Origin of the sequence: Streptomyces sp. NPDC020983 (genome assembly GCF_044333485.1) — a bacterium.
Lineage (GTDB): Bacteria > Actinomycetota > Actinomycetes > Streptomycetales > Streptomycetaceae > Actinacidiphila.
Genome location: NZ_JBIRRA010000010.1, coordinates 311,294 through 329,834, shown reverse-complemented (window position 1 = coordinate 329,834; position 18,541 = coordinate 311,294). Strand labels below are relative to the sequence as shown.

Annotated in this window: 14 protein-coding genes; 4 read left to right on the top strand and 10 right to left on the bottom strand. The window is 74.3% G+C overall.

Translation table 11 applies throughout. The features are described 5' to 3' along the window. Nucleotides 1-6 precede the first annotated feature (6 nt). From murG to mraZ, 10 genes are all read right to left on the bottom strand, one after another. A complete protein-coding gene (gene murG, locus ACH4SE_RS24145; protein ID WP_398545523.1) occupies nt 7-1,101 on the bottom strand; it encodes an undecaprenyldiphospho-muramoylpentapeptide beta-N-acetylglucosaminyltransferase in 1,095 nt (364 codons plus the stop codon). Between the two features lie 6 nt (nt 1,102-1,107). Then, a complete protein-coding gene (gene ftsW / locus ACH4SE_RS24140) occupies nt 1,108-2,430 on the bottom strand; it encodes a putative lipid II flippase FtsW (RefSeq protein WP_398545522.1) in 1,323 nt (440 codons plus the stop codon). 60 nt (nt 2,431-2,490) lie between these two features. Then, entirely contained in the window at nt 2,491-3,957 is a 1,467-nt protein-coding gene (gene murD, locus ACH4SE_RS24135; RefSeq protein WP_398545521.1) for a UDP-N-acetylmuramoyl-L-alanine--D-glutamate ligase, read from the bottom strand. Then, nucleotides 3,954-5,018 carry a phospho-N-acetylmuramoyl-pentapeptide-transferase gene (gene mraY / locus ACH4SE_RS24130; protein ID WP_398545520.1) on the bottom strand — a complete coding sequence of 355 codons (1,065 nt, stop codon included), beginning with the start codon at nt 5,016-5,018 and terminating at the stop codon, nt 3,954-3,956. Before mraY ends, murD begins: the two co-directional genes overlap by 4 nt. Next, complete coding sequence (gene murF, locus ACH4SE_RS24125) at nt 5,015-6,457, bottom strand: UDP-N-acetylmuramoyl-tripeptide--D-alanyl-D-alanine ligase (protein ID WP_398545519.1); 1,443 nt, start codon at nt 6,455-6,457, stop codon at nt 5,015-5,017. The genes mraY and murF overlap by 4 nt, the downstream gene beginning before the upstream one ends. Further along, nucleotides 6,454-8,130, bottom strand: a complete 1,677-nt coding sequence (locus ACH4SE_RS24120) for a UDP-N-acetylmuramoyl-L-alanyl-D-glutamate--2,6-diaminopimelate ligase (RefSeq protein ID WP_398545518.1) — start codon at nt 8,128-8,130, stop codon at nt 6,454-6,456. Before ACH4SE_RS24120 ends, murF begins: the two co-directional genes overlap by 4 nt. A 2-nt stretch (nt 8,131-8,132) precedes the next feature. Beyond that, entirely contained in the window at nt 8,133-9,932 is a 1,800-nt protein-coding gene (locus ACH4SE_RS24115) for a peptidoglycan D,D-transpeptidase FtsI family protein (protein ID WP_398545517.1), read from the bottom strand. A 451-nt stretch (nt 9,933-10,383) separates the two neighbouring features. Further along, complete coding sequence (locus tag ACH4SE_RS24110; RefSeq protein WP_398545516.1) at nt 10,384-10,890, bottom strand: cell division protein FtsL; 507 nt, start codon at nt 10,888-10,890, stop codon at nt 10,384-10,386. After that, nucleotides 10,887-11,879 carry a 16S rRNA (cytosine(1402)-N(4))-methyltransferase RsmH gene (rsmH, locus tag ACH4SE_RS24105; protein ID WP_398545515.1) on the bottom strand — a complete coding sequence of 331 codons (993 nt, stop codon included), beginning with the start codon at nt 11,877-11,879 and terminating at the stop codon, nt 10,887-10,889. The genes ACH4SE_RS24110 and rsmH overlap by 4 nt, the downstream gene beginning before the upstream one ends. Before the next feature lie 214 nt (nt 11,880-12,093). Continuing rightward, complete coding sequence (gene mraZ / locus ACH4SE_RS24100; RefSeq protein ID WP_398545552.1) at nt 12,094-12,534, bottom strand: division/cell wall cluster transcriptional repressor MraZ; 441 nt, start codon at nt 12,532-12,534, stop codon at nt 12,094-12,096. A gap of 329 nt (nt 12,535-12,863) precedes the next feature. On the opposite strand from mraZ, the gene ACH4SE_RS24095 reads away from it, so the two are divergent. The 4 genes from ACH4SE_RS24095 to ACH4SE_RS24080 all read left to right on the top strand — a co-directional run bounded on the left by ACH4SE_RS24095 (nt 12,864) and on the right by ACH4SE_RS24080 (nt 18,433). Continuing rightward, nucleotides 12,864-13,448, top strand: a complete 585-nt coding sequence (locus tag ACH4SE_RS24095; protein WP_398545514.1) for a beta-class carbonic anhydrase — start codon at nt 12,864-12,866, stop codon at nt 13,446-13,448. A 151-nt stretch (nt 13,449-13,599) separates the two neighbouring features. Next, nucleotides 13,600-14,607, top strand: coding sequence for an AAA family ATPase (locus ACH4SE_RS24090; protein ID WP_398545513.1), 1,008 nt, complete (start codon nt 13,600-13,602; stop codon nt 14,605-14,607). Next, complete coding sequence (locus ACH4SE_RS24085; RefSeq protein WP_398545512.1) at nt 14,607-16,016, top strand: DUF58 domain-containing protein; 1,410 nt, start codon at nt 14,607-14,609, stop codon at nt 16,014-16,016. Before ACH4SE_RS24090 ends, ACH4SE_RS24085 begins: the two co-directional genes overlap by 1 nt. After that, a complete protein-coding gene (locus ACH4SE_RS24080; protein ID WP_398545511.1) occupies nt 16,013-18,433 on the top strand; it encodes a DUF3488 and DUF4129 domain-containing transglutaminase family protein in 2,421 nt (806 codons plus the stop codon). Before ACH4SE_RS24085 ends, ACH4SE_RS24080 begins: the two co-directional genes overlap by 4 nt. Nucleotides 18,434-18,541: the final 108 nt, after the last annotated feature.

The following is an 18,541-nucleotide window of genomic DNA, read 5'->3' as shown; positions in this document are numbered from 1 at the left end:
CGGGCCCTATCGTGCCCGGCGGGCGGCCACCGCTTCGTACACCATGCCGACGAGCAGGTCGTCGGCATCCCTGCGGCCGAACTCCGCGGCGGCGCGGGACATGTCGTACAGCCGGTGCGGGTCGGTGAGGACGGGCAGCACGTTGCCGAGCACCCAGTCCGGCGTCAGCTCGGCGTCGTCCACCAGCAGCCCGCCGCCGGCCTTGACCACCGGCTGGGCGTTGAGCCGCTGCTCGCCGTTGCCGATCGGGAGCGGTACGTACGCGGCGGGCAGCCCGACCGCGGACAGCTCGGCCACCGTCATGGCGCCGGCCCGGCAGAGCATCATGTCGGCGGCGGCGTAGGCGAGATCCATCCGGTCGACGTACGGGACGGGGCGGTACGGCGGCATGCCGGGCATGTTGTCGGCCTTCGGCAGCTCGTTCTTGGGGCCGACCGCGTGCAGGATCTGCACGCCGGACTGCTGGAGCCGCGGGGCCACGGTGGCGACGACCTCGTTGAGCCGGCGGGCGCCCTGCGAACCGCCGGAGACGAGCAGCGTCGGCAGGTTCTGGTCGAGGCCGAAGGCGTGCCGGGCCTCGGGGCGGGCGGCGGCGCGGTCCAGGGTGGCGATGGACCGGCGCAGCGGGATGCCGATGTAGCGGGCGTCGCGCAGCTTGCTGTCGGGGGTGGAGACGGCGACCGCGTGGGCGTAGCGGGAGCCGATCTTGTTGGCCAGGCCCGGGCGGGCGTTGGCCTCGTGCACCACGATCGGGACGCCGAGCCGCTTGGCGGCGAGGTAGCCGGGCAGGGCGACGTAGCCGCCGAAGCCGACGACGCAGTCCGCCTTGGTGCGCTCCAGGATCTGCTCGGCGGCCTTGATGGTGCCGCGCAGCCGGCCGGGCACGGTGATGAGTTCGGGGGTGGGCCGGCGCGGCAGCGGGACGGCCGGGATCAGCGCGAGTTCGTAGCCGCGTTCGGGCACGAGCCTGGTCTCCAGACCCCGCTCGGTGCCGAGGGCGGTGATGCCCACTGTCGGGTCCTGCCTGCGCAGGGCATCGGCGAGCGCGAGCGCAGGCTCGATGTGGCCGGCGGTCCCCCCGCCGGCGAGTACGACGTGCACCGAAATTCACCGCTCTCCGGACGGCCGTCGGGTGACGTACCGTCGCATCGTCCGTGTCATTGCCCGGCTCGGGAACTTGCGCCCGCTCCGCCCCCGCACGGCCAGCGCCGCTCGCGCCGCCGGCTCGCTCCTGGCGAAGGAGATCAGCAGCCCGATCGCGAACATCGTCGGCAGGAGGGCCGAACCCCCGTAGGAGAACAGCGGGAGCGGGACTCCGGCGATCGGCAGCAGGCCGAGCACCGCACCGATGTTGATCACGGCCTGCACCGTGATCCAGGTGGTCACGCCACCCGCTGCGAACCTGACGAAGGGGTCCTCCGTACGACCGGCCACGCGGATACCCGCGTAGCCTAGTGCCGCGAAGAGGGCCAGCACCGACAGTGTGCCCGCCAGACCCAGTTCCTCCCCCGTCACGGCGAAGATGAAGTCGGTGTGCGGCTCGGGCAGTTCGCCCCATTTCTCCACACTCGCCCCGAGTCCGGAACCGAACCAGCCGCCCGAGGCGAGGGCGTAGATGCCGTGCACGGCCTGCCAGCAGCCGTTGTCGGGGTCGGAGGCGGCGATGCAGTGCAGCCGGTCCATCCGGTTGGAGCTGGTGACGATGGCGAGGAAGGCGAGCACGCCCGCGCCGCCGAGCACCCCGGCGAACAGCCGGGTGGGCGCGCCGGCCAGCCACAGCATGCCGAAGAGGATCGCGGTGAGGATCACCGTGGTGCCCATGTCGCCGCCGAGCATGATGAGCCCGAGCAGCAGCACGGTGACCGGGACCAGCGGCACCAGCAGGTGCTTCCACTGCACCAGCAGGCCCTTGCCGCCCTTGCGGGCCAGCAGGTCCGCGCCCCACAGCACCAGCGCGAGCTTGCCGAACTCACTGGGCTGGATCTGGAAGGGACCGCCGACGGAGATCCAGTTGGTGTTGCCGTTGACCGTCTGGCCGACGCCCGGCACCTGCACCAGGCACATCAGGAACACCGAGCCGAGCAGGACCGGGTAGGCCAGCGCCCGGTGCACGCGCACCGGTGTCCGCGCGGCCGCGTAGAGCAGCACCGAGCCGATCGCGACCGCCAGCAGCTGCTTGCGGAAGTAGAAGGTGGACGGCAGCCCGTAGCGCAGCGCCTGGATCATCGACGCCGAGTAGACCATCACCAGGCCGAGCACCGTGATGAGCAGGCTGCCGCCGAGGATCACGTAATACGCCGTCAAGGGCCGGTCCCAGGCCGCGCGCAGCCGGCCGGGCAACCGGGCGGCGGCGCGCAGCGCGCTGGGCGCAGCCGGCCGGCCGGCCGGCCGGCGGGCGGCGCCGCGGGGCGTGGAGCCGTGTGCCGTCATGCGTCCCCTCCGTCGGAGCGGTGCGGTGCGCCGCGGCCCGCCGGAGCGGGGCCGCGGCGGCTAGTGCGCCGCGGGGTCCGGCGAGGCGGCGCGGACCGCGTCGGCGAACATGTCGCCGCGCTGGTTGTAGTTGCTGAACATGTCCATCGACGCGCACGCGGGCGCCAGCAGGACGGTGTCGCCCGGTTCGGCCAGCCGCCGCGCCTCGGCGACGGCCGCGGACATCGCCCCAGTGTCGGTCCGTTCCAGGTCCACCACCGGCACCTGCGGGGCGTGTCGCGCCAGGGCTTCGCGGATCAGCGCGCGGTCGGCGCCCATCAGCACCGCCCCCCGCAGCCGTCCGGCGGCCGCCCGGACCAGCTCGTCGAACTCCGCGCCCTTGGCGAGCCCGCCGGCGATCCACACCACGTGGTCGTACGCGGTCAGCGAGGCCTGGGCGGCGTGCGTGTTGGTGGCCTTGGAGTCGTCGACGTAGGTCACGCCGTCCAGCACCGCGACCTCGGCGATGCGGTGGGCGTCCGGCCGGAAGGCCCGCAGCCCGTCGCGGACGGCGCCGGGCGGCACCCCGTAGGCGCGGGCCAGCGCGGCGGCGGCCAGCGCGTTGGCGACGTTGTGCGGCGCGGGCGGCTGGACGTCGGCGACCTCGGCCAGCTCCTGCGCCTTGTTCCGCCGGTCGGCGACGAAGGCCCGGTCGACGAGCAGTCCGTCGACGACGCCGAGTTCCGACATGCGGGGCGCGTCCAGCGTGAAGCCGATCGCCCGGCAGCCCTCCTCGACGTCCGCCTCCTCGACCAGCCTCTCGGTGGCCGGGTCGGCGGCGTTGTAGACGCACGCGACCGTGTTGCCGTGGAAGATCCGGCCCTTGTCGGCGGCGTAGGCCTCCATCGAGCCGTGCCAGTCCAGGTGGTCCGGCGCCAGGTTCAGCACCGCCGCGCTGTGCGGGCGGATGCCGGGCGCCCAGTGCAGCTGGTAGCTGGACAGCTCGACGGCCAGGACGTCGTACGGCTCGTCGCCGAGCACCGCGTCCAGCAGCGAGACGCCGATGTTGCCGACCGCCGCGGTGCGCAGACCCGCCGCGGTGAGGATCGCGGCGAGCATGCGGGTGGTGGTGGTCTTGCCGTTGGTGCCGGTCACCGCGAGCCAGGGCGCGACCGGTTTCCCCGCCCGGGCGCCGCGAAGCCGCCAGGCGAGTTCGACGTCGCCGATGACCTCGGCGCCCGCGGCGGCGGCCGCCGCGAAGAGCGGGCTGGACGGCTTCCAGCCGGGCGCGGTGACGACCAGCTCGGTGCCGTCCGGCAGCGTGTCCCCGTCGCCGAGGCGCACGGTGACGCCCAGAGCCTCCAGCTCGGCGGCCTCGGCCTGCTGCCGCTCCCCCGACGTGCCGTTGACGACGGTCACCAGGGCGCCGAAGGAGTGCAGCGCACGGGCCGCGGGCACCCCGGACACCCCGAGGCCGGCGACGGTGATCCGCCGGCCGGCGAAGGCGGCGCCGGGGTCCGCGGGCGCCGGGACGGCGGGGACGCTCACGAGGCGGCCACCCAGGCCGCGTAGAAGATGCCGAGTCCGACGGCCATGCACATGCCCTGGACGATCCAGAACCGGACCACGACCAGGACCTCGCTCCAGCCCTTGAGCTCGAAGTGGTGCTGGAGCGGTGCCATCCGGAAGACCCGCTTGCCCGTCAGCCGGAAGGAGCCGACCTGGATGATCACCGACATCGTGATGATGACGAACAGGCCGCCGAGGATGGCGAGCAGCAGCTCGGTGCGCGAGCAGATCGCCAGACCCGCGAGCGCGCCGCCGAGCGCCAGGGAGCCGGTGTCGCCCATGAAGATCTTGGCCGGCGAGGTGTTCCACCACAGGAAGCCGAAGCACGCGCCCATCAGGGCGGCCGAGACCACCGCGAGGTCGAGGGGGTCGCGCACCTCGTAGCAGGCGCCGTTGGCGCTCACCTGGGCGCCGCACCACTGGCCGTACTGCCACACGCCGATGACGGTGTAGGCGGCGAAGGCCATCGTCGAGGCGCCGGTGGCCAGGCCGTCGAGGCCGTCGGTGAGGTTCACGCCGTTCGACATGGCCAGGATCATGAACAGCGCCCAGACCACGAAGATGACCGGGCCGATCGACCAGCCGAAGTCCGTGGTGAAGGACAGCTTGGTGGAGGCCGGCGTCTGGTTGCGGGAGTCCGCGAAGTTCAGGGAGAGCACCGCGAAGGCGATGCCGACGATGAGCTGGCCCGCCATCTTCGCCTTGGCCCGCAGGCCCAGGCTGCGCTGCTTGACGATCTTGATGTAGTCGTCGAGGAAGCCGACGACGCCGAGCCCGGTGGTCAGGAAGAGCACCAGCACGCCCGACATGCTCGGCTTGTCGCCGGTGATCAGCTTGGTCACGGCGTACGCGACGAGCGTGGCCAGGATGAAGGCGATACCGCCCATCGTGGGCGTGCCGCGCTTGCTGTGGTGCGCCTGCGGGCCGTCGTCGCGGATCATCTGGCCGTAGCCCTTGCGGGCCAGCAGCCGGATCAGCAGCGGGGTGCCGATCAGGGACAGGAAAAGACCCAGCACCCCGGAGACGAGGATCTGCTTCATCGCGCGGCACCCTCGCCGGCTGCCGCCCCGCCCACGCCGTCCTCGGTCAGCGCCAGGGCGACGGCCTCCAGGCCGACCGACCTGGATGCCTTCACCAGCACGACGTCACCCGGCCGCAGCTCTGCGCGCAACAGGTCGATCGCCGCCTCTGCGTCGGACACGTGCACCGACTCCTCACCCCACGAACCCTCGTTATAGGCGCCCATCTGCAGCCACGCGGCTTCCTGACCGCCGACGCAGACGAGCTTGCTGACGTTGAGCCGGACGGCCAGCCGCCCCACCGCATCGTGCTCGGCAAGCGCTTCTCCGCCCAGTTCGGCCATCTTTCCCAGCACCGCCCACGTCCGTCCCCCCCGGGCTTGCGCGGGCCTGCCCATCGCCGCGAGCGCGCGCAGGGCGGCCCGCATCGATTCGGGGTTCGCGTTGTAGGCGTCGTTGACGACCGTCACGCCGTCGGGGCGCTCGGTGACCTCCATCCGCCAGTGCGACAGGGACCCGGCTTCGGAGAGCGCGGTGGCGATCTCCCCTACGGGCATGCCGAGTTCACTGGCGACGGCGGCTGCGGCGAGCGCGTTCGACACGTGGTGCTCACCGTACAGGCGCAAGGTCACGTCGGCGCACCCGGTGGGGGCATGCAGCGTGAACACCGGCTGCCCGCGCTCGTTGAGCGCCACACCGGAGGCCCTGACCTGGGCGTGCTCGCTCTCCCCGAAGAACACGACCCTCGCCTTGGTGCGGTCGGCCATGGCCCGGACCAGCGGGTCGTCGGCGTTGAGGACGGCGACGCCGCCGGCGTGCGCGTCCGGCAGCGCCTCGACCATCTCGCCCTTCGCCTGGGCGATCTGCTCCTTTCCGCCGAACTCGCCGATGTGGGCGCTGCCGACGTTCAGCACGATCCCGATCCGCGGCGGCGTCAGTCCGGTCAGGTACGCGATGTGGCCGATACCGCGGGCGCCCATCTCCAGCACCAGGTGCCGGGTGTCCGCGTCGGCCTGGAGGGCTGTCAGCGGCAGCCCGATCTCGTTGTTGAGGGATCCGGGGGTCCAGACGGTCGGGCCGATCCGCTGGAGGACCTGCGCGAGCATGTCCTTGGTGCTGGTCTTGCCCGCGGAGCCGGTGAGCGCCACGACGGTGGCGCCCAGCCGCTCGATGACGTGCCGGGCGAGCGCGCCGAGCGCGGCCTGCACGTCGTCGACGACGATCGCGGGCACGCCCAGCGGGCGGGCCGCGAGCACCGCGACCGCGCCGGCGGCGACCGCGCCGGGCGCGAAGTCGTGGCCGTCGACGCGCTCGCCGGCGAAGGCGACGAACAGCGCTCCGGGCACCACTTCGCGGGAGTCCCGGACGACCGGGCCGGTCACCATGACCGCCGCGTCCGGTATGTCGTGCGTGCTCCCGCCGACCGCGCGTGCGACCTCGGCGAGGGAAAGGGGGATCACGATGCCTTCCGGTCCTTCTCGATCGCGGCGCGCAGCACCTCTCGGTCGTCGAACGGTCGCACCACGCCGGCGATGTCCTGGCCCTGCTCGTGGCCCTTGCCGGCGACCAGCACGACGTCGCCCGGCTCGGCCCTGGCCACCGCGGCGGCCACCGCGGCGGCGCGGTCGGGCTCCACCAGGACGTGGGCGCGCTGTTCGGCGGGCACCTCGGCGGCCCCGGCGAGCATCGCGGTGAGGATCGCCAGCGGGTCCTCCGAACGCGGGTTGTCCGACGTCAGGACGGCGGTGTCGGCGAGCCGGGCCAGCGCGGCGCCCATCGGGGCGCGCTTGGTGGCGTCGCGGTCGCCGCCGCAGCCCAGGACGGCGTGGATGCGGCCTCGGGTGGTGGTGCGCAGCGCGCGCAGCACGGATTCGACGGCGTCCGTCTTGTGCGCGTAGTCCACGACCGCCAGGTACGGCTGCCCGGCGTCCACCCGCTCCAGCCGGCCCGGCACCCCGGGCACCGCCGCGACGCCCTCGGCCGCGGTGTGCGGGTCCAGGCCGGCGGCGGCCAGCGCGGTGATCGCGGCCAGCGTGTTGGCGACGTTGAACGGGCCGGGCAGCGGGGAGGTCGCGGCGAAGCGCTCGCCCTTGGGCCCGACGACGGTGAAGCTGCTCGTCATCGGCCCGGCCTCGACGTCCTCGGCGCGCCAGTCGGCGTCCAGGCTGCCCTGCGCCGAGTACGTCACGAGCGGCACCCCGGCCTCCGCGACCAGCCGGCGGCCGTACTCGTCGTCCAGGTTGACCACCCCGAGCCGGCTGCGGCGCGGGGTGAACAGCTGCGCCTTCGCCTGGAAGTAGTCCTCCATGCCGGAGTGGAACTCCATGTGCTCGGGGCTGAGGTTGGTGAACACCGCGACGTCGAAGAGCGCGCCGTCCACCCGGCCCAGCACCAGGGCGTGGCTGGAGACCTCCATGACGACCGAGGCGACCCCGCGCTCGCGCATCACCGCGAACAGCGCCTGGAGGTCGGTCGCCTCCGGGGTGGTGCGCTCGCTCTTGACGCGCTCGTCGCCGATCCGGGTCTCGACGGTGCCGATGAGCCCGGTCCCGCCGTGCGACGCCGCGCGCAGCCCGCCCTCCACGAGGTAGGAGGTCGTGGTCTTGCCGGAGGTGCCGGTGATGCCGATGCGGAGCATCGCCTCGCCGGGCTCGCCGTAGACGGCCGCGGCCAGCTCGCCCATGACCGCCCGGGGGTCGCCGACGGCCAGTACGGGCAGCCCGGTGGCCGCGGCGCGTTCGGCGCCCGTCCGGTCGGTCAGCACGGCGACGGCGCCGGCCGCCGCCGCCTGGGCGGCGAAGTCGGCGCCGTGGAAGCGGGCGCCGGGCAGGGCCGCGTACAGGTCGCCGGGGCGGACCGCGCGCGAGTCGTGGGTGATCCCGGTGACCGCGGTGTCACCGCCGGGGTCCGGGACGCCGAGCCGCCGGGCCAGTTCGGTCAGCGGGGTCGGGCGGATGCGTGACGGGCGCGGCGCGCCCGCCGGGGTGAGGGTGGTGGCTTGATCAGGGTTGGGCACGGCGGTGAGGTTACCGGCCCGGCCGGGCTGCGGGCCAAAACGGGCCGGGTGCGGCAGCCGCGGGTCGCGCGCCGCGTCCTGCCCGCCGCCGTACCGCTCGTGGTGGGTGTCCGCCATGCTCACCGCCCCTTCGGGCCGGACGGCGACACCGCGGGGGCGGCCGTCTCGGCGGGGTCGTAGTCGACCGGGAGCTCGGGCGCGGGCACCCCGGAGGGCGGCACCCGAAGGGTCTTGAGGGAGAACTCCATCACCTGCTTGAAGACGGGGCCGCAGATCGAGCCGCCGAAATAGCTGCCCCTGGTCGGGTTCTGGATGACGCAGGAGATCGTGACACGCGGGTTGTCGGCCGGCGCGAAACCCATGAAGGAGGCGGTGTAGCCGTGGTACCTGCCGGTTTTCGGGTCCACCCGGTTGGCCGTACCCGTCTTGCCCGCCACCCGGTAGCCGTCGATCTTGGCGTGGGTGCCGGTGCCCTGTTCGCTGCCGACGACCGACTCCAGCATCTGCGAGAGCGTCGTGGCGGTCCTGGCGCTGACCACCCGGGTCTTCTTCGGCGCCGGGGAGGGCACGAAGCGCCCGTCGGGTCCGGTGACACCGCGGACCAGGCTGGGCTGGACGCGCACACCGCCGTTGGCGATGGTCGCGTAGACCGAGGTGGCCTGCAGCGCGTTGACGGACAGGCCCTGGCCGAACGGGATCGTGTACTGCTGCGAGGCGTTCCAGTCCTGCGGCTCGGCCAGGATGCCGGGGGTCTCGCCGGGGAAACCGATACCGGTGGGCTCCCCTATGCCGAACTTCTTCAGGTAGGAGTAGAGCACCCGGTTGGCCTGCGCCTGGGTCGTGCCGAGCTGCCCGGTGGCCTCGATGGTGCCGATGTTGCTGGACTTGGCGAGCACGCCGTTGAGCGTCAGGTACCAGGTGCCGTGCGCGACGTCGTCGTGGAAGACGCGGTCGGCGCGCGGCAGCGTGCCGGGCACCACGACCCGGGTCAGCGGGGTGGCGGTGCCGGTGTCGATGATCGCCGCCATCGACATGAGCTTGCTGACGCTGCCGGGCTCGTACGCGTCCTGCATCGCCGCATTGCCGAGCGCGGCCGGGTCGGCGTGCGTGAGGTCACCCGGGTCGAAGCCGGGGGCGTCGGCCATGGCCAGCACCTCGCCGGTCCTGTTGTCCATGACGATGACGTAGCCGCGGTCCGCGTGCGACTTCGCCACCTGGGCGCTGATCGCGCTCTGCGCCGCCCACTGGATGTCCCGGTCCAGCGTCAGCTGGACGTTCGACCCGGGCACCGCGGGCTGCTGCTGGACGCCCGCGGTGGGCACCTGGCGGCCGTTGGACTGGGCGTAGCGGATCTTGCCGTTCCTGCCGGCGAGCTGCTTGTCGAACATCGACTCCAGGCCGCCGCCGCCCTTGCCCTGGCCGTTGACGAAGCCCAGCACGCCCGCGGCCAGATCCCCGCCGGGGTAGACCCGCTTGGTGTGCGGCTCGCTGAACACACCGGCCAGCACGTTCGCACCCGGCTCCTTCAGCGAGCGGGCGGCGAGCGACTTCTTCAGGTCGGAGATCTGGCTCCACACCTGCGGCGTCTGCTGCCGGGCCAGCAGCTGGTAGCGGGAGTTCGGCGTCGACAGCCTGCGGGCCAGGGTGGCGGCGTCCACGCCGACGATCGGCGCGAGCAGCTCCGCCGCGCGGGACGGCGCATCCTTGGTCTTCGCCTGCTCCGGCGTGAAGAGGTAGGGGTCGGCGGTGATGTCGTACGCGTCCACCGTCGCGGCGAGGGCGACACCGTCCCGGTCGGTGATCGTGCCGCGGTCCGCCGTCACGTCGTGGGTGACCCAGCGGTTGACGGCGGCCTTCGCCGCGTACGCGGACGCGTCGAGGGCCTGCACCTGGAGGAGCCGGACGACGAAGATGCCCATCACGAGCGTGAGGGCGACCCCGACGAGCCGCAGCCTCGGCCGGGGGCGCCCCAGCCGCACGACGCCGGGGGGGCGCGTTCCCCGGGGGCCGGGGAGGGGCCGCGCCCGCCCCGCCGGGGGGCGCCGGACCTGCCCCTGCCGCGCCGGCGGGCGGGGGCCCGGGCGCGGGGGGCGGCGCTGTCCTTGGCCTGCGGGCCCGTTCACCTGTCACCTCCGAGGCGGCGGCACGCCGCGCGTACCCGGCCGCGGGTGCGGCGGGGCTGGGGGGATACCGCCCGGGCGGAGCTCCGGTCGCGCGGTTCCCCGCGCCCCCGGACGCCGGGGTCCGTGCGGCGCACCCCCGGGGACTCCGCGGGGCGCGCGGGCGCGGGGAGAGCAGCGCGCCCGGCCGGGGCGGCGGGAAGACCGCGTACGCCACCGCAGGAGGCGGCCCGCAGCGTGGCCAAGGCGCTCACCTCCCCGGAGGGGTCGTCGTGGCCGGGGGCGTACCCGGCGAGGGGGTCGGACTCGTGGCCGCCGGGTTCGCCGGCGGGACGGACGGTGTGCCCGGCGCGGAAGGCGCCGGGCTCGTGGACGGCTTCGCCGGCGTGGCGGACGGCGGCGGGGGCGGCGGCGCGGTCGCCCGCTCGGGCGTGCCGAGGACCGACCCGTCGGGTCCGAGGAAGGCCGGGTTGCCGCCGGGCACCATGCCGAGCTGCCGCGCCCGGCGCTCCAGGGAGCCGGGCGCCCCGTACCGGTCGACCTCCTGCTGGAGCTGCTGCTGCTCGTCCGTATATCCCGTCGTCTCCTTCTCAAGCTTGTTGAGCTGGAAGGAGTCGCGGTTGACGGCGGCGTTCAGCAGCAGCAGCGCGATGAGGCCTCCGCCGAGCAGCGTCACGACGAGGATGACGAACGGCGTGCGGGCGGCGGTTGCGGGGCGGCCCGCGCCGGACGGGCGGGCGGGGCGGACGGGGCTCATGCCTGCTCCCCCCCGATGTGCTCCTCGCGGATCCGCTCGGCGGCGCGCAGCCGGGCCGGTGCGGCGCGGCGGTTCTCGGCGATCTCGTCCTCGGAGGGCAGTTCCGCCCCGCGGGTGAGCAGCTTGAGCCGGGGCTGGTACTGCTCGGGCACGATCGGCAGCCCGGGCGGGGCGGTGCTGGCGGCGCCGGCCGCGAAGACCTGCTTGACCAGCCGGTCCTCCAGCGAGTGGTAGGAGAGCACGGCGATCCGGCCGCCGACCGCGAGCGCGCCGACCGCGGCGGGCACCGCCCGCTCCAGGACGGACAGCTCGCCGTTGACCTCGATGCGCAGCGCCTGGAAGGTGCGCTTGGCGGGGTTGCCGCCGGTGCGCTTGGCGGCCTGCGGCAGCGCGTTCCTGATGAGCTCGACGAGCCGGGCGCTGGTGGTGAAGGGCTCCCGTTCGCGTTCCCGTACGACCGCGTCGACGATCTTGCGGGCGAACTTCTCCTCGCCGTAGGAGCGCAGGATGCGGACGAGCTCGCCGGGCGGGTAGGTGTTGAGCACCTCGGCGGCGCTGATCCCGGTGGTCTGGTCCATCCGCATGTCGAGCGGCGCGTCCTGGGCGTAGGCGAAGCCGCGCCCGGCCTCGTCGAGCTGCATGGAGGACACCCCGAGGTCGAAGAGCACCCCCTGGACGCGCGCCACGGACAGCGAGGCGAGGACGTCGGGCAGCTCGTCGTAGACGGCGTGCACGAGGGTGGCGCGGTCGCCGAAGGGCTCCAGGCGGCGGGCGGAGAGCTTGAGCGCCTCGGGGTCGCGGTCGAGCGCGACGAGCCGGGCGGAGGGGAAGGTGCCGAGCAGTGCCTCGCTGTGCCCGCCCAGCCCGAGGGTGGCGTCGACGACCACCGCGCCGGGTTCGGCGAGGGCCGGCGCGAGCAGGTCGAGGCAGCGCCGCAGCATCACCGGGACGTGCCGCGGCTCGGTCGGCTGCGGAGGGGTGTCGCTCATGGAGGGGCCGGCCCTTCTCGGACGGTGCTGGCGCGCGGCCCGCCCTGGCGGCGGCGGCCGGCGGTCGGACGTAGAACCTGGTCCCCGCCCGCTCGGCAGAAACGTTCCCCTGGCACCGGGGAAGTGGTGCCAGCGGAACCGTGGAGCGGGAGGAGGCCGAGCCGTACGTCCGCGCGGGTGGTTCACAGCGGGTGCGCGGGGGCTGGGGCCGCGCTCACAGTAATCCGGGCGGGACCTCCTGTGACAGGGCCGAAAAGGTGTCCTCCTGCGCCGCCAGGTACTCCGCCCAGGCGGTGGCCGACCAGATCTCCACCCGGCTGTTGGCTCCGATGACCGCGCAGTCCCGCTCCAAGCCGGCGTACTCGCGCAGCGGCTGCGGCACGGTGACCCGGCCCTGGCGGTCGGGGACCTCGTCGTGCGCGCCGGCGAACAGCAGCCGCTGGTAGTCGCGCGCGGTCTTCGACGTCAGGGCCGTCAGCGGTGACGCGGCGAGCTGCGCGGTGGCGGCCCGGAAGCCCTCCAGGGGCCAAACGCACAGGCAGCGCTCCTGCCCGCGGGTGATGACGAGGCCGCCGGAGAGCGCTTCGCGGAAGCGGGCGGGCAGCACCAGACGGTGCTTGTCGTCCAGCCGCGGGGTGTACGTCCCGAGGAACATCGGGAACATCGCACCTCCCGCAGACGCCGCTTTCCGGCCGTCCGTCGCGCGCGTCCCAAGCGTCCGCCGCGTCCGCCGGCCCCGTACGGCCGCCATGTCATCCGGTGACGTCCACGGCGGTCTCCAAGCACCACTTCGCTCCACTTTACTCCACCGTGCCCCACGGTCAACGCTGGCCGGAGGCGGCGCGTCACCCCGACGAGCGAACCCCGCACGCGGCGCACGACCCGTGTGGGTTACGTCACACACCCGCCGGAACGGCCGCGCGTCCGGCCGATTCGCGGCGCCCAGAAGGGGTGCGGAAGGGGGCCGGGCCTTACCGTCGAGGCATGTCGACATCCGCCGGCTCCACCGGGCCCTCCGCGCCCCCCGGTCCCACCGCCCCCGCCCCCGTCACCGCCACCGCCACCGCTCCCGCCACCGCCTCGGTCACCGACCGGCTCGTCCAGGCCAACGCGGAGTACGCCGCCGCGTTCACCGATCCCGGCATGGACGCCCGCCCGGTCCTCCAGGTGGCCGTCGTGGCGTGCATGGACGCCCGTCTCGACCTGCACAAGGCGCTCGGCCTCGCGCTGGGCGACTGCCACACCATCCGCAACGCCGGGGGCGTCGTCACCGACGACACCATCCGCTCGCTGACCATCAGCCAGCGCGCCCTCGGCACCCGCTCCGTGGTGCTGATCCACCACACCGGCTGCGGCCTGGAGACCCTCACCGAGGACTTCCGCACCGAACTCGAAGCCGAGGTGGGCCAGCGTCCGACGTGGTCGGTCGAGGCCTTCACCGACGCCGACAGGGACGTCCGGCAGTCGATGGCGCGCGTGCGGACGTCTCCGTTCCTGCCGCACACCGACGACGTGCGGGGTTTCGTCTTCGACGTGCACACCGGCAGGCTGCGGGAAATCACGAATTAATAACGGCAGGCGAGTGACGTCGGCTGCCGCGTAAGGGAAGAATGCAACCGTGCGGTTCCGTCCCCCGTCTTTGCGGCGGGACGGCACCCACGATGGGGAGGGCCGGTCCAGGGATGACCGTGTCCCGCGGAACATGGCCTAGGAGCACCGGGTGACGACCTTTGACGCACGCGCAAGCCTCAGCGACCTGAGCACGACGGCAGACCGGGTACGCCGCAGCGTGGAGCACGTGATCGAGGGCAAGCCGGAGGTCGTGCGGATCGCGCTGACCGTGCTGCTCGCCGAGGGGCACCTGCTCATCGAGGACGTGCCCGGCGTCGGCAAGACCATGCTGTCCAAGGCCCTGGCGCGCTCCATCGACTGCTCGGTGCGGCGCATCCAGTTCACCCCGGACCTGCTGCCGTCGGACATCACCGGTGTCAGCGTCTTCGACCAGCAGCAGCGCGACTTCGAATTCAAGCCGGGCGCGATCTTCGCCCAGATCGTGGTGGGCGACGAGATCAACCGCGCCTCGCCCAAGACGCAGTCGGCGCTGCTGGAGTCGATGGAGGAGGGCCAGGTCACCGTCGACGGCACCTCCTACGAGCTGCCCAGCCCCTTCATGGTGATCGCCACCCAGAACCCGGTGGAGATGGAGGGCACCTACCCGCTGCCCGAGGCGCAGCGGGACCGCTTCATGGCCCGTGTCTCGGTCGGCTACCCCAGCCCCGAGGCCGAGCTGAAGATGCTGGACGTGCACGGCGGGGTCTCGCCGCTGGACGACCTCCAGCCGGTCGCGCACGCGCACGAGATCGTCAAGCTCGTCGAGGCCGTGCGCCAGGTGCACGTCGCCGACCCGGTACGCCGCTACGCGGTGGCCCTCGTCGGCGCCACCCGCGAGCACCCGGACCTGCGGCTCGGCGCCTCGCCGCGCGCGACGCTGCACCTCGTCCGGGCCGCGCGGGCCTCCGCGGCCCTGGACGGGCGGGAGTTCGTACTGCCCGACGACGTGCAGGCGCTGGCCGCGCCGGTGCTCGCGCACCGGCTGCTGCCGACCGCGCAGGCCCAGCTGAACCGGCGCACGCCCGAGCAGGTCGTCGCCGAGATCCTGCACCGCGTCCCGGTGCCCGACCCGTCGGCGGGCCGCCGGCCCGGCATGCCGGGCGCCCGGGGCCTGTGATGGCCGCCCAGGCCCCCGCCGCGCCGCCCGCGCCACCGTCCCAGCCGCCGCGCACCGGCGGCTTCCGCACCGCGCTCGGCGGGCTCACCACCCGCGGCCGGTCCTTCGTGGCCGCGGGCGTCGCCGCCGCGATATGCGCGTACGTCCTCGGGCAGCCCGACCTGCTGCGGGTCGGGCTGCTGCTGGCGGTGCTGCCGCTGGTGTGCGTCGCGGTGCTCTACCGCACCCGCTACCGGGTGGCCGGCAGCCGCCGGCTGTCTCCGTCCCGGGTGCCCGCGATGTCGGAGGCGCGGGTGCACCTGCGGGTCGACAACGTCTCCCGCGTCCCCACCGGCCTGCTGATGCTCCAGGACCGGGTGCCGTACGTCCTCGGCCCGCGCCCGCGGTTCGTGCTGGACCGGGTCGAGCCCGGCGGGCACCGCGAGGTGTCCTACCGGGTGCGCTCCGACCTGCGCGGCCGCTACCCGCTCGGCCCGCTCCAGCTGCGGCTGAGCGACCCGTTCGGGATGTGCGAGCTGACGCGCTCCTTCAGCGCGTACGACACCCTCACCGTGGTGCCGAAGGTCGAGCCGCTGCCGCCGGTCCGGCTCACCGGCCAGGCCAACGGCTACGGCGAGAGCCGCACCCGGGCCCTGGCCTTCGCCGGCGAGGACGACGTCATCCCGCGCGGCTACCGGCACGGCGACGACCTGCGCCGGGTGCACTGGCGCTCCACCGCCCGCTACGGCGAGCTGATGGTGCGCCGCGAGGAGCAGCCGCACCGGGCGCGCTGCACGGTGCTGCTCGACACCCGCGCGTGGGCCTACTTCGGCTCCGGGCCCGACTCGGCCTTCGAGTGGGCGGTGTCGGCCGCCGCGTCGGTGTCCACCCACATGCTGGAGCGCGGCTACGCGGTCCGGCTGCTCACCGACACCGGCACGAGCGTCCCCGGCCCCGAGGGCAGCGGCGGCTTCGCCGGCGACTCCTCGGACATGGCGGGCGTGCTGCTGGACACCCTCGCGGTCGTCGCCCACTCTGACGGCCGTACGCTGTCGGCCGCGTACGAGGCGCTGCGGACCGCGAGCGAGGGCCTGATCGTGGCCGTTCTCGGCGACATGGACGAGGAGCACGCGACGACCGTGGCCCGGCTGCGGCAGCGCGCCGGCGGCGCGGTCGCCTTCGTGCTGGACAGCGACGACTGGGTGGCCACCGACGCGACGGGCCGGATGGTGGCGGTCACCGACGCGTCCGCCCTGCCGCACGCCCCTGAGGGGACGCGGGGCGCGGTACGGATGCTGCGCGAGGCCGGCTGGACGGTCGTGGAGGTCAGGGCGGGCGACGCGCTGCCGGAACTGTGGCAGCAGGCGGACCGCTACCGGTCGGGGGAGAACGCCCCCGGACCGCGGCACGATGCGGGGGCGACGAGATGAGCGGACGCGCACGGCTGACGATCTTCGCCGCGCTGGCGTCGCTGATGGCGGCGTCGGCGCTGCTGCCGCTGGCCACGCCCCGCGGCTGGTTCCTCAAGGCCGCCCTCTGCGTCGCCTTCCAGGCCGCGGTCGGCGCCGGGGCCCGCAGGATCCCGCTGGCCAGGCCGCTGACGGTGCTGGCGCAGGCGGTGGTGTCGCTGGTCGTGCTGACGGTCATGTTCACCCCGCACCAGGCACTCGGCGGCATCCTGCCCGGCCCCCAGTCCTTCCGCGAGTTCGGCCAGCTGGTGCAGGACGGCATGACCGACGTCACCAACTTCGCCATCCCGGCCCCCGTCACCCCCGGCATCAAGTTCCTGCTGGTCGGCGGCGTGCTCGTGATCGCGCTCGCGGTCGACGCGATCGCGGTCACGTACAACAGCGCCGCGCCCGCCGGGCTGCCGCTGTTGGCGCTCTACGCGGTCGCCGCCGGTCTGGAGGACGGCAGCAGCCAGTGGGTGTACTTCCTGGTCGCCTCCGTCGGCTACCTGCTGCTGCTGCTCGCCGAGGGCCGCGACCGGCTGTCCCGCTGGGGCCGGGTCTTCGGCGGCGCCCCGCGGCCCGGCAGCTGGTCCGGCCCCGCGGCCACGGCGGGCGGCGGCGCGCCGCTCGCCCCGGTCCGCACCGGGCGCCGGATCGGCGTCATGGCGCTGGGCATCGCCCTCGTGCTGCCGGTGGCCCTGCCGTCGCTGGGCAGCGGCGTGCTGGACGGTAACGGGGGCGGCGGCGGCAGCGACGGGCTCGGCACGGGCCTCGGCAACGCCACCTCCGTACGCCCCGAGGTCGCGCTCCAGGACTACCTCAACCAGCCCGACAACCGCGAGGTGATGAGCTACCGCACCAGCTCCTCGGACGCGCAGGGCATGTACCTGCGGATCGTCGCCCTCGACCGCTTCGACGGCACCAGCTGGTCGGCGTCCAAGGACGAGAAGCTCGACATCCCCGCCGCGCTGCCCGCCCCGCAGGGGCTGGCCCCCGACGTCCCCTACACCACCGTCAACACCTCCGTGGTCGTGGACCGGGACTACGCGCAGGGCTGGCTGCCGATGCCCTACCCGGCCACCCAGGTACAGGCCGAGGGGAACTGGCGCTACGAACCCGAGGGCCGGATGGTCATCGGCGAGGACGGGCAGACCACCGCGGGCATCCGCTACCAGGTCTCCAGCCTCCAGGTGAACCCGACCGCCGCCCAGCTCGAAGCCGCACCGCCGGCCACCGGCGACATCGCCGAGCACTACGAGCAGGTGCCCGACTCGCTGCCGAAGATCGTCCAGCAGACCGCCGAGCAGGTCACGCTCGGCGCGGCCAACGACTACGAACGGGCGCTGGACCTCCAGCACTACTTCACCTCCGGGCAGTTCGTCTACAACACCCAGGCCAAGTCCGGCACCGGGACCGACGCCATCGCGCGCTTCCTGCAGACCAAAGAGGGCTTCTGCATCCACTTCGCCTTCACCATGGCGGCGATGGCCCGCACCCTCCACATCCCCGCGCGCGTCGCCGTCGGCTTCACCCCCGGCACGCTGACCACCAACGGCAGCATGTCGGTCGGCATCAAGGACGCCCACGCCTGGCCCGAGCTGTACTTCGAGGGCATCGGCTGGACACGCTTCGAGCCCACCCCCTACCGCGGCACCGCGCCCGACTACACCCTGCCCACCAGCCCCAGCAGCGGCGGCGAGACCGCCGACCCGGGCCAGCACGGCCAGGGCAGCACGGCGCAGCCGCGGCCCTCCGCCTCCTCCGACTGCGGCCCCGGCTCCGCCTCCGGCGGCACCTGCGCCCCGGCGGCAGCCGCCGGCGGCGGAGGCTCCGGCGGCAGCTCGGACGCCTTCCGCTACGCCGGGCTCGCCCTGCTCGCCCTGCTGCTGCTCGCCCTGCCGGCCCTGCCGATGCTGTGGCGCGGCCGGGTACGCGCCCGGCGCCTCGGCGGCGGCCGCGAGACCCGTGAGGAGTACGGCGGGCCCGTGCTCGCCGCGTGGCGCGAGGTGCTCGACACCGGCTGGGACTACGGCATCGCGCCGGACGAGTCCGAGACGCCCCGCCGGGCGATGGCCCGGCTCGTGGCCGAGGGCGGCCTCGGCGGCCCCGCCGCGGAAGGGGCGACACGGCTGGGCGGCGCCGTGGAGCGCACGCTGTACGCGCCGCAGGCGCCGCCCGCCGCCGGGCTCGCCGCGGACGTCCACGCCGTACGCGCCGGGCTGCACGCGGGAGCCGGGCGGGGCGGGCGCTTCCGGGCGCGCTTCCTGCCGCGCTCCTTCGCGCGCGTGCTGTGGGGGGCCTCCGCGCGCAGCGCGGCGCTCTCCGCCCGCCTCTCCGCGGCCACGGACCGCCTGGCGGCCCCCCTGCGCCGCCGCCTTTCCCGCGGCGCGGGGTGAATGAGCCGCCGACACCCCGCCGGACGAGCGTTTCCCGCCGCCCGGCGGGGGTCGGCGTTCTCCCGCCCCCGGCGGGGGTGGGTGTTCTTCCGCCGCCCGGCGGGGGTG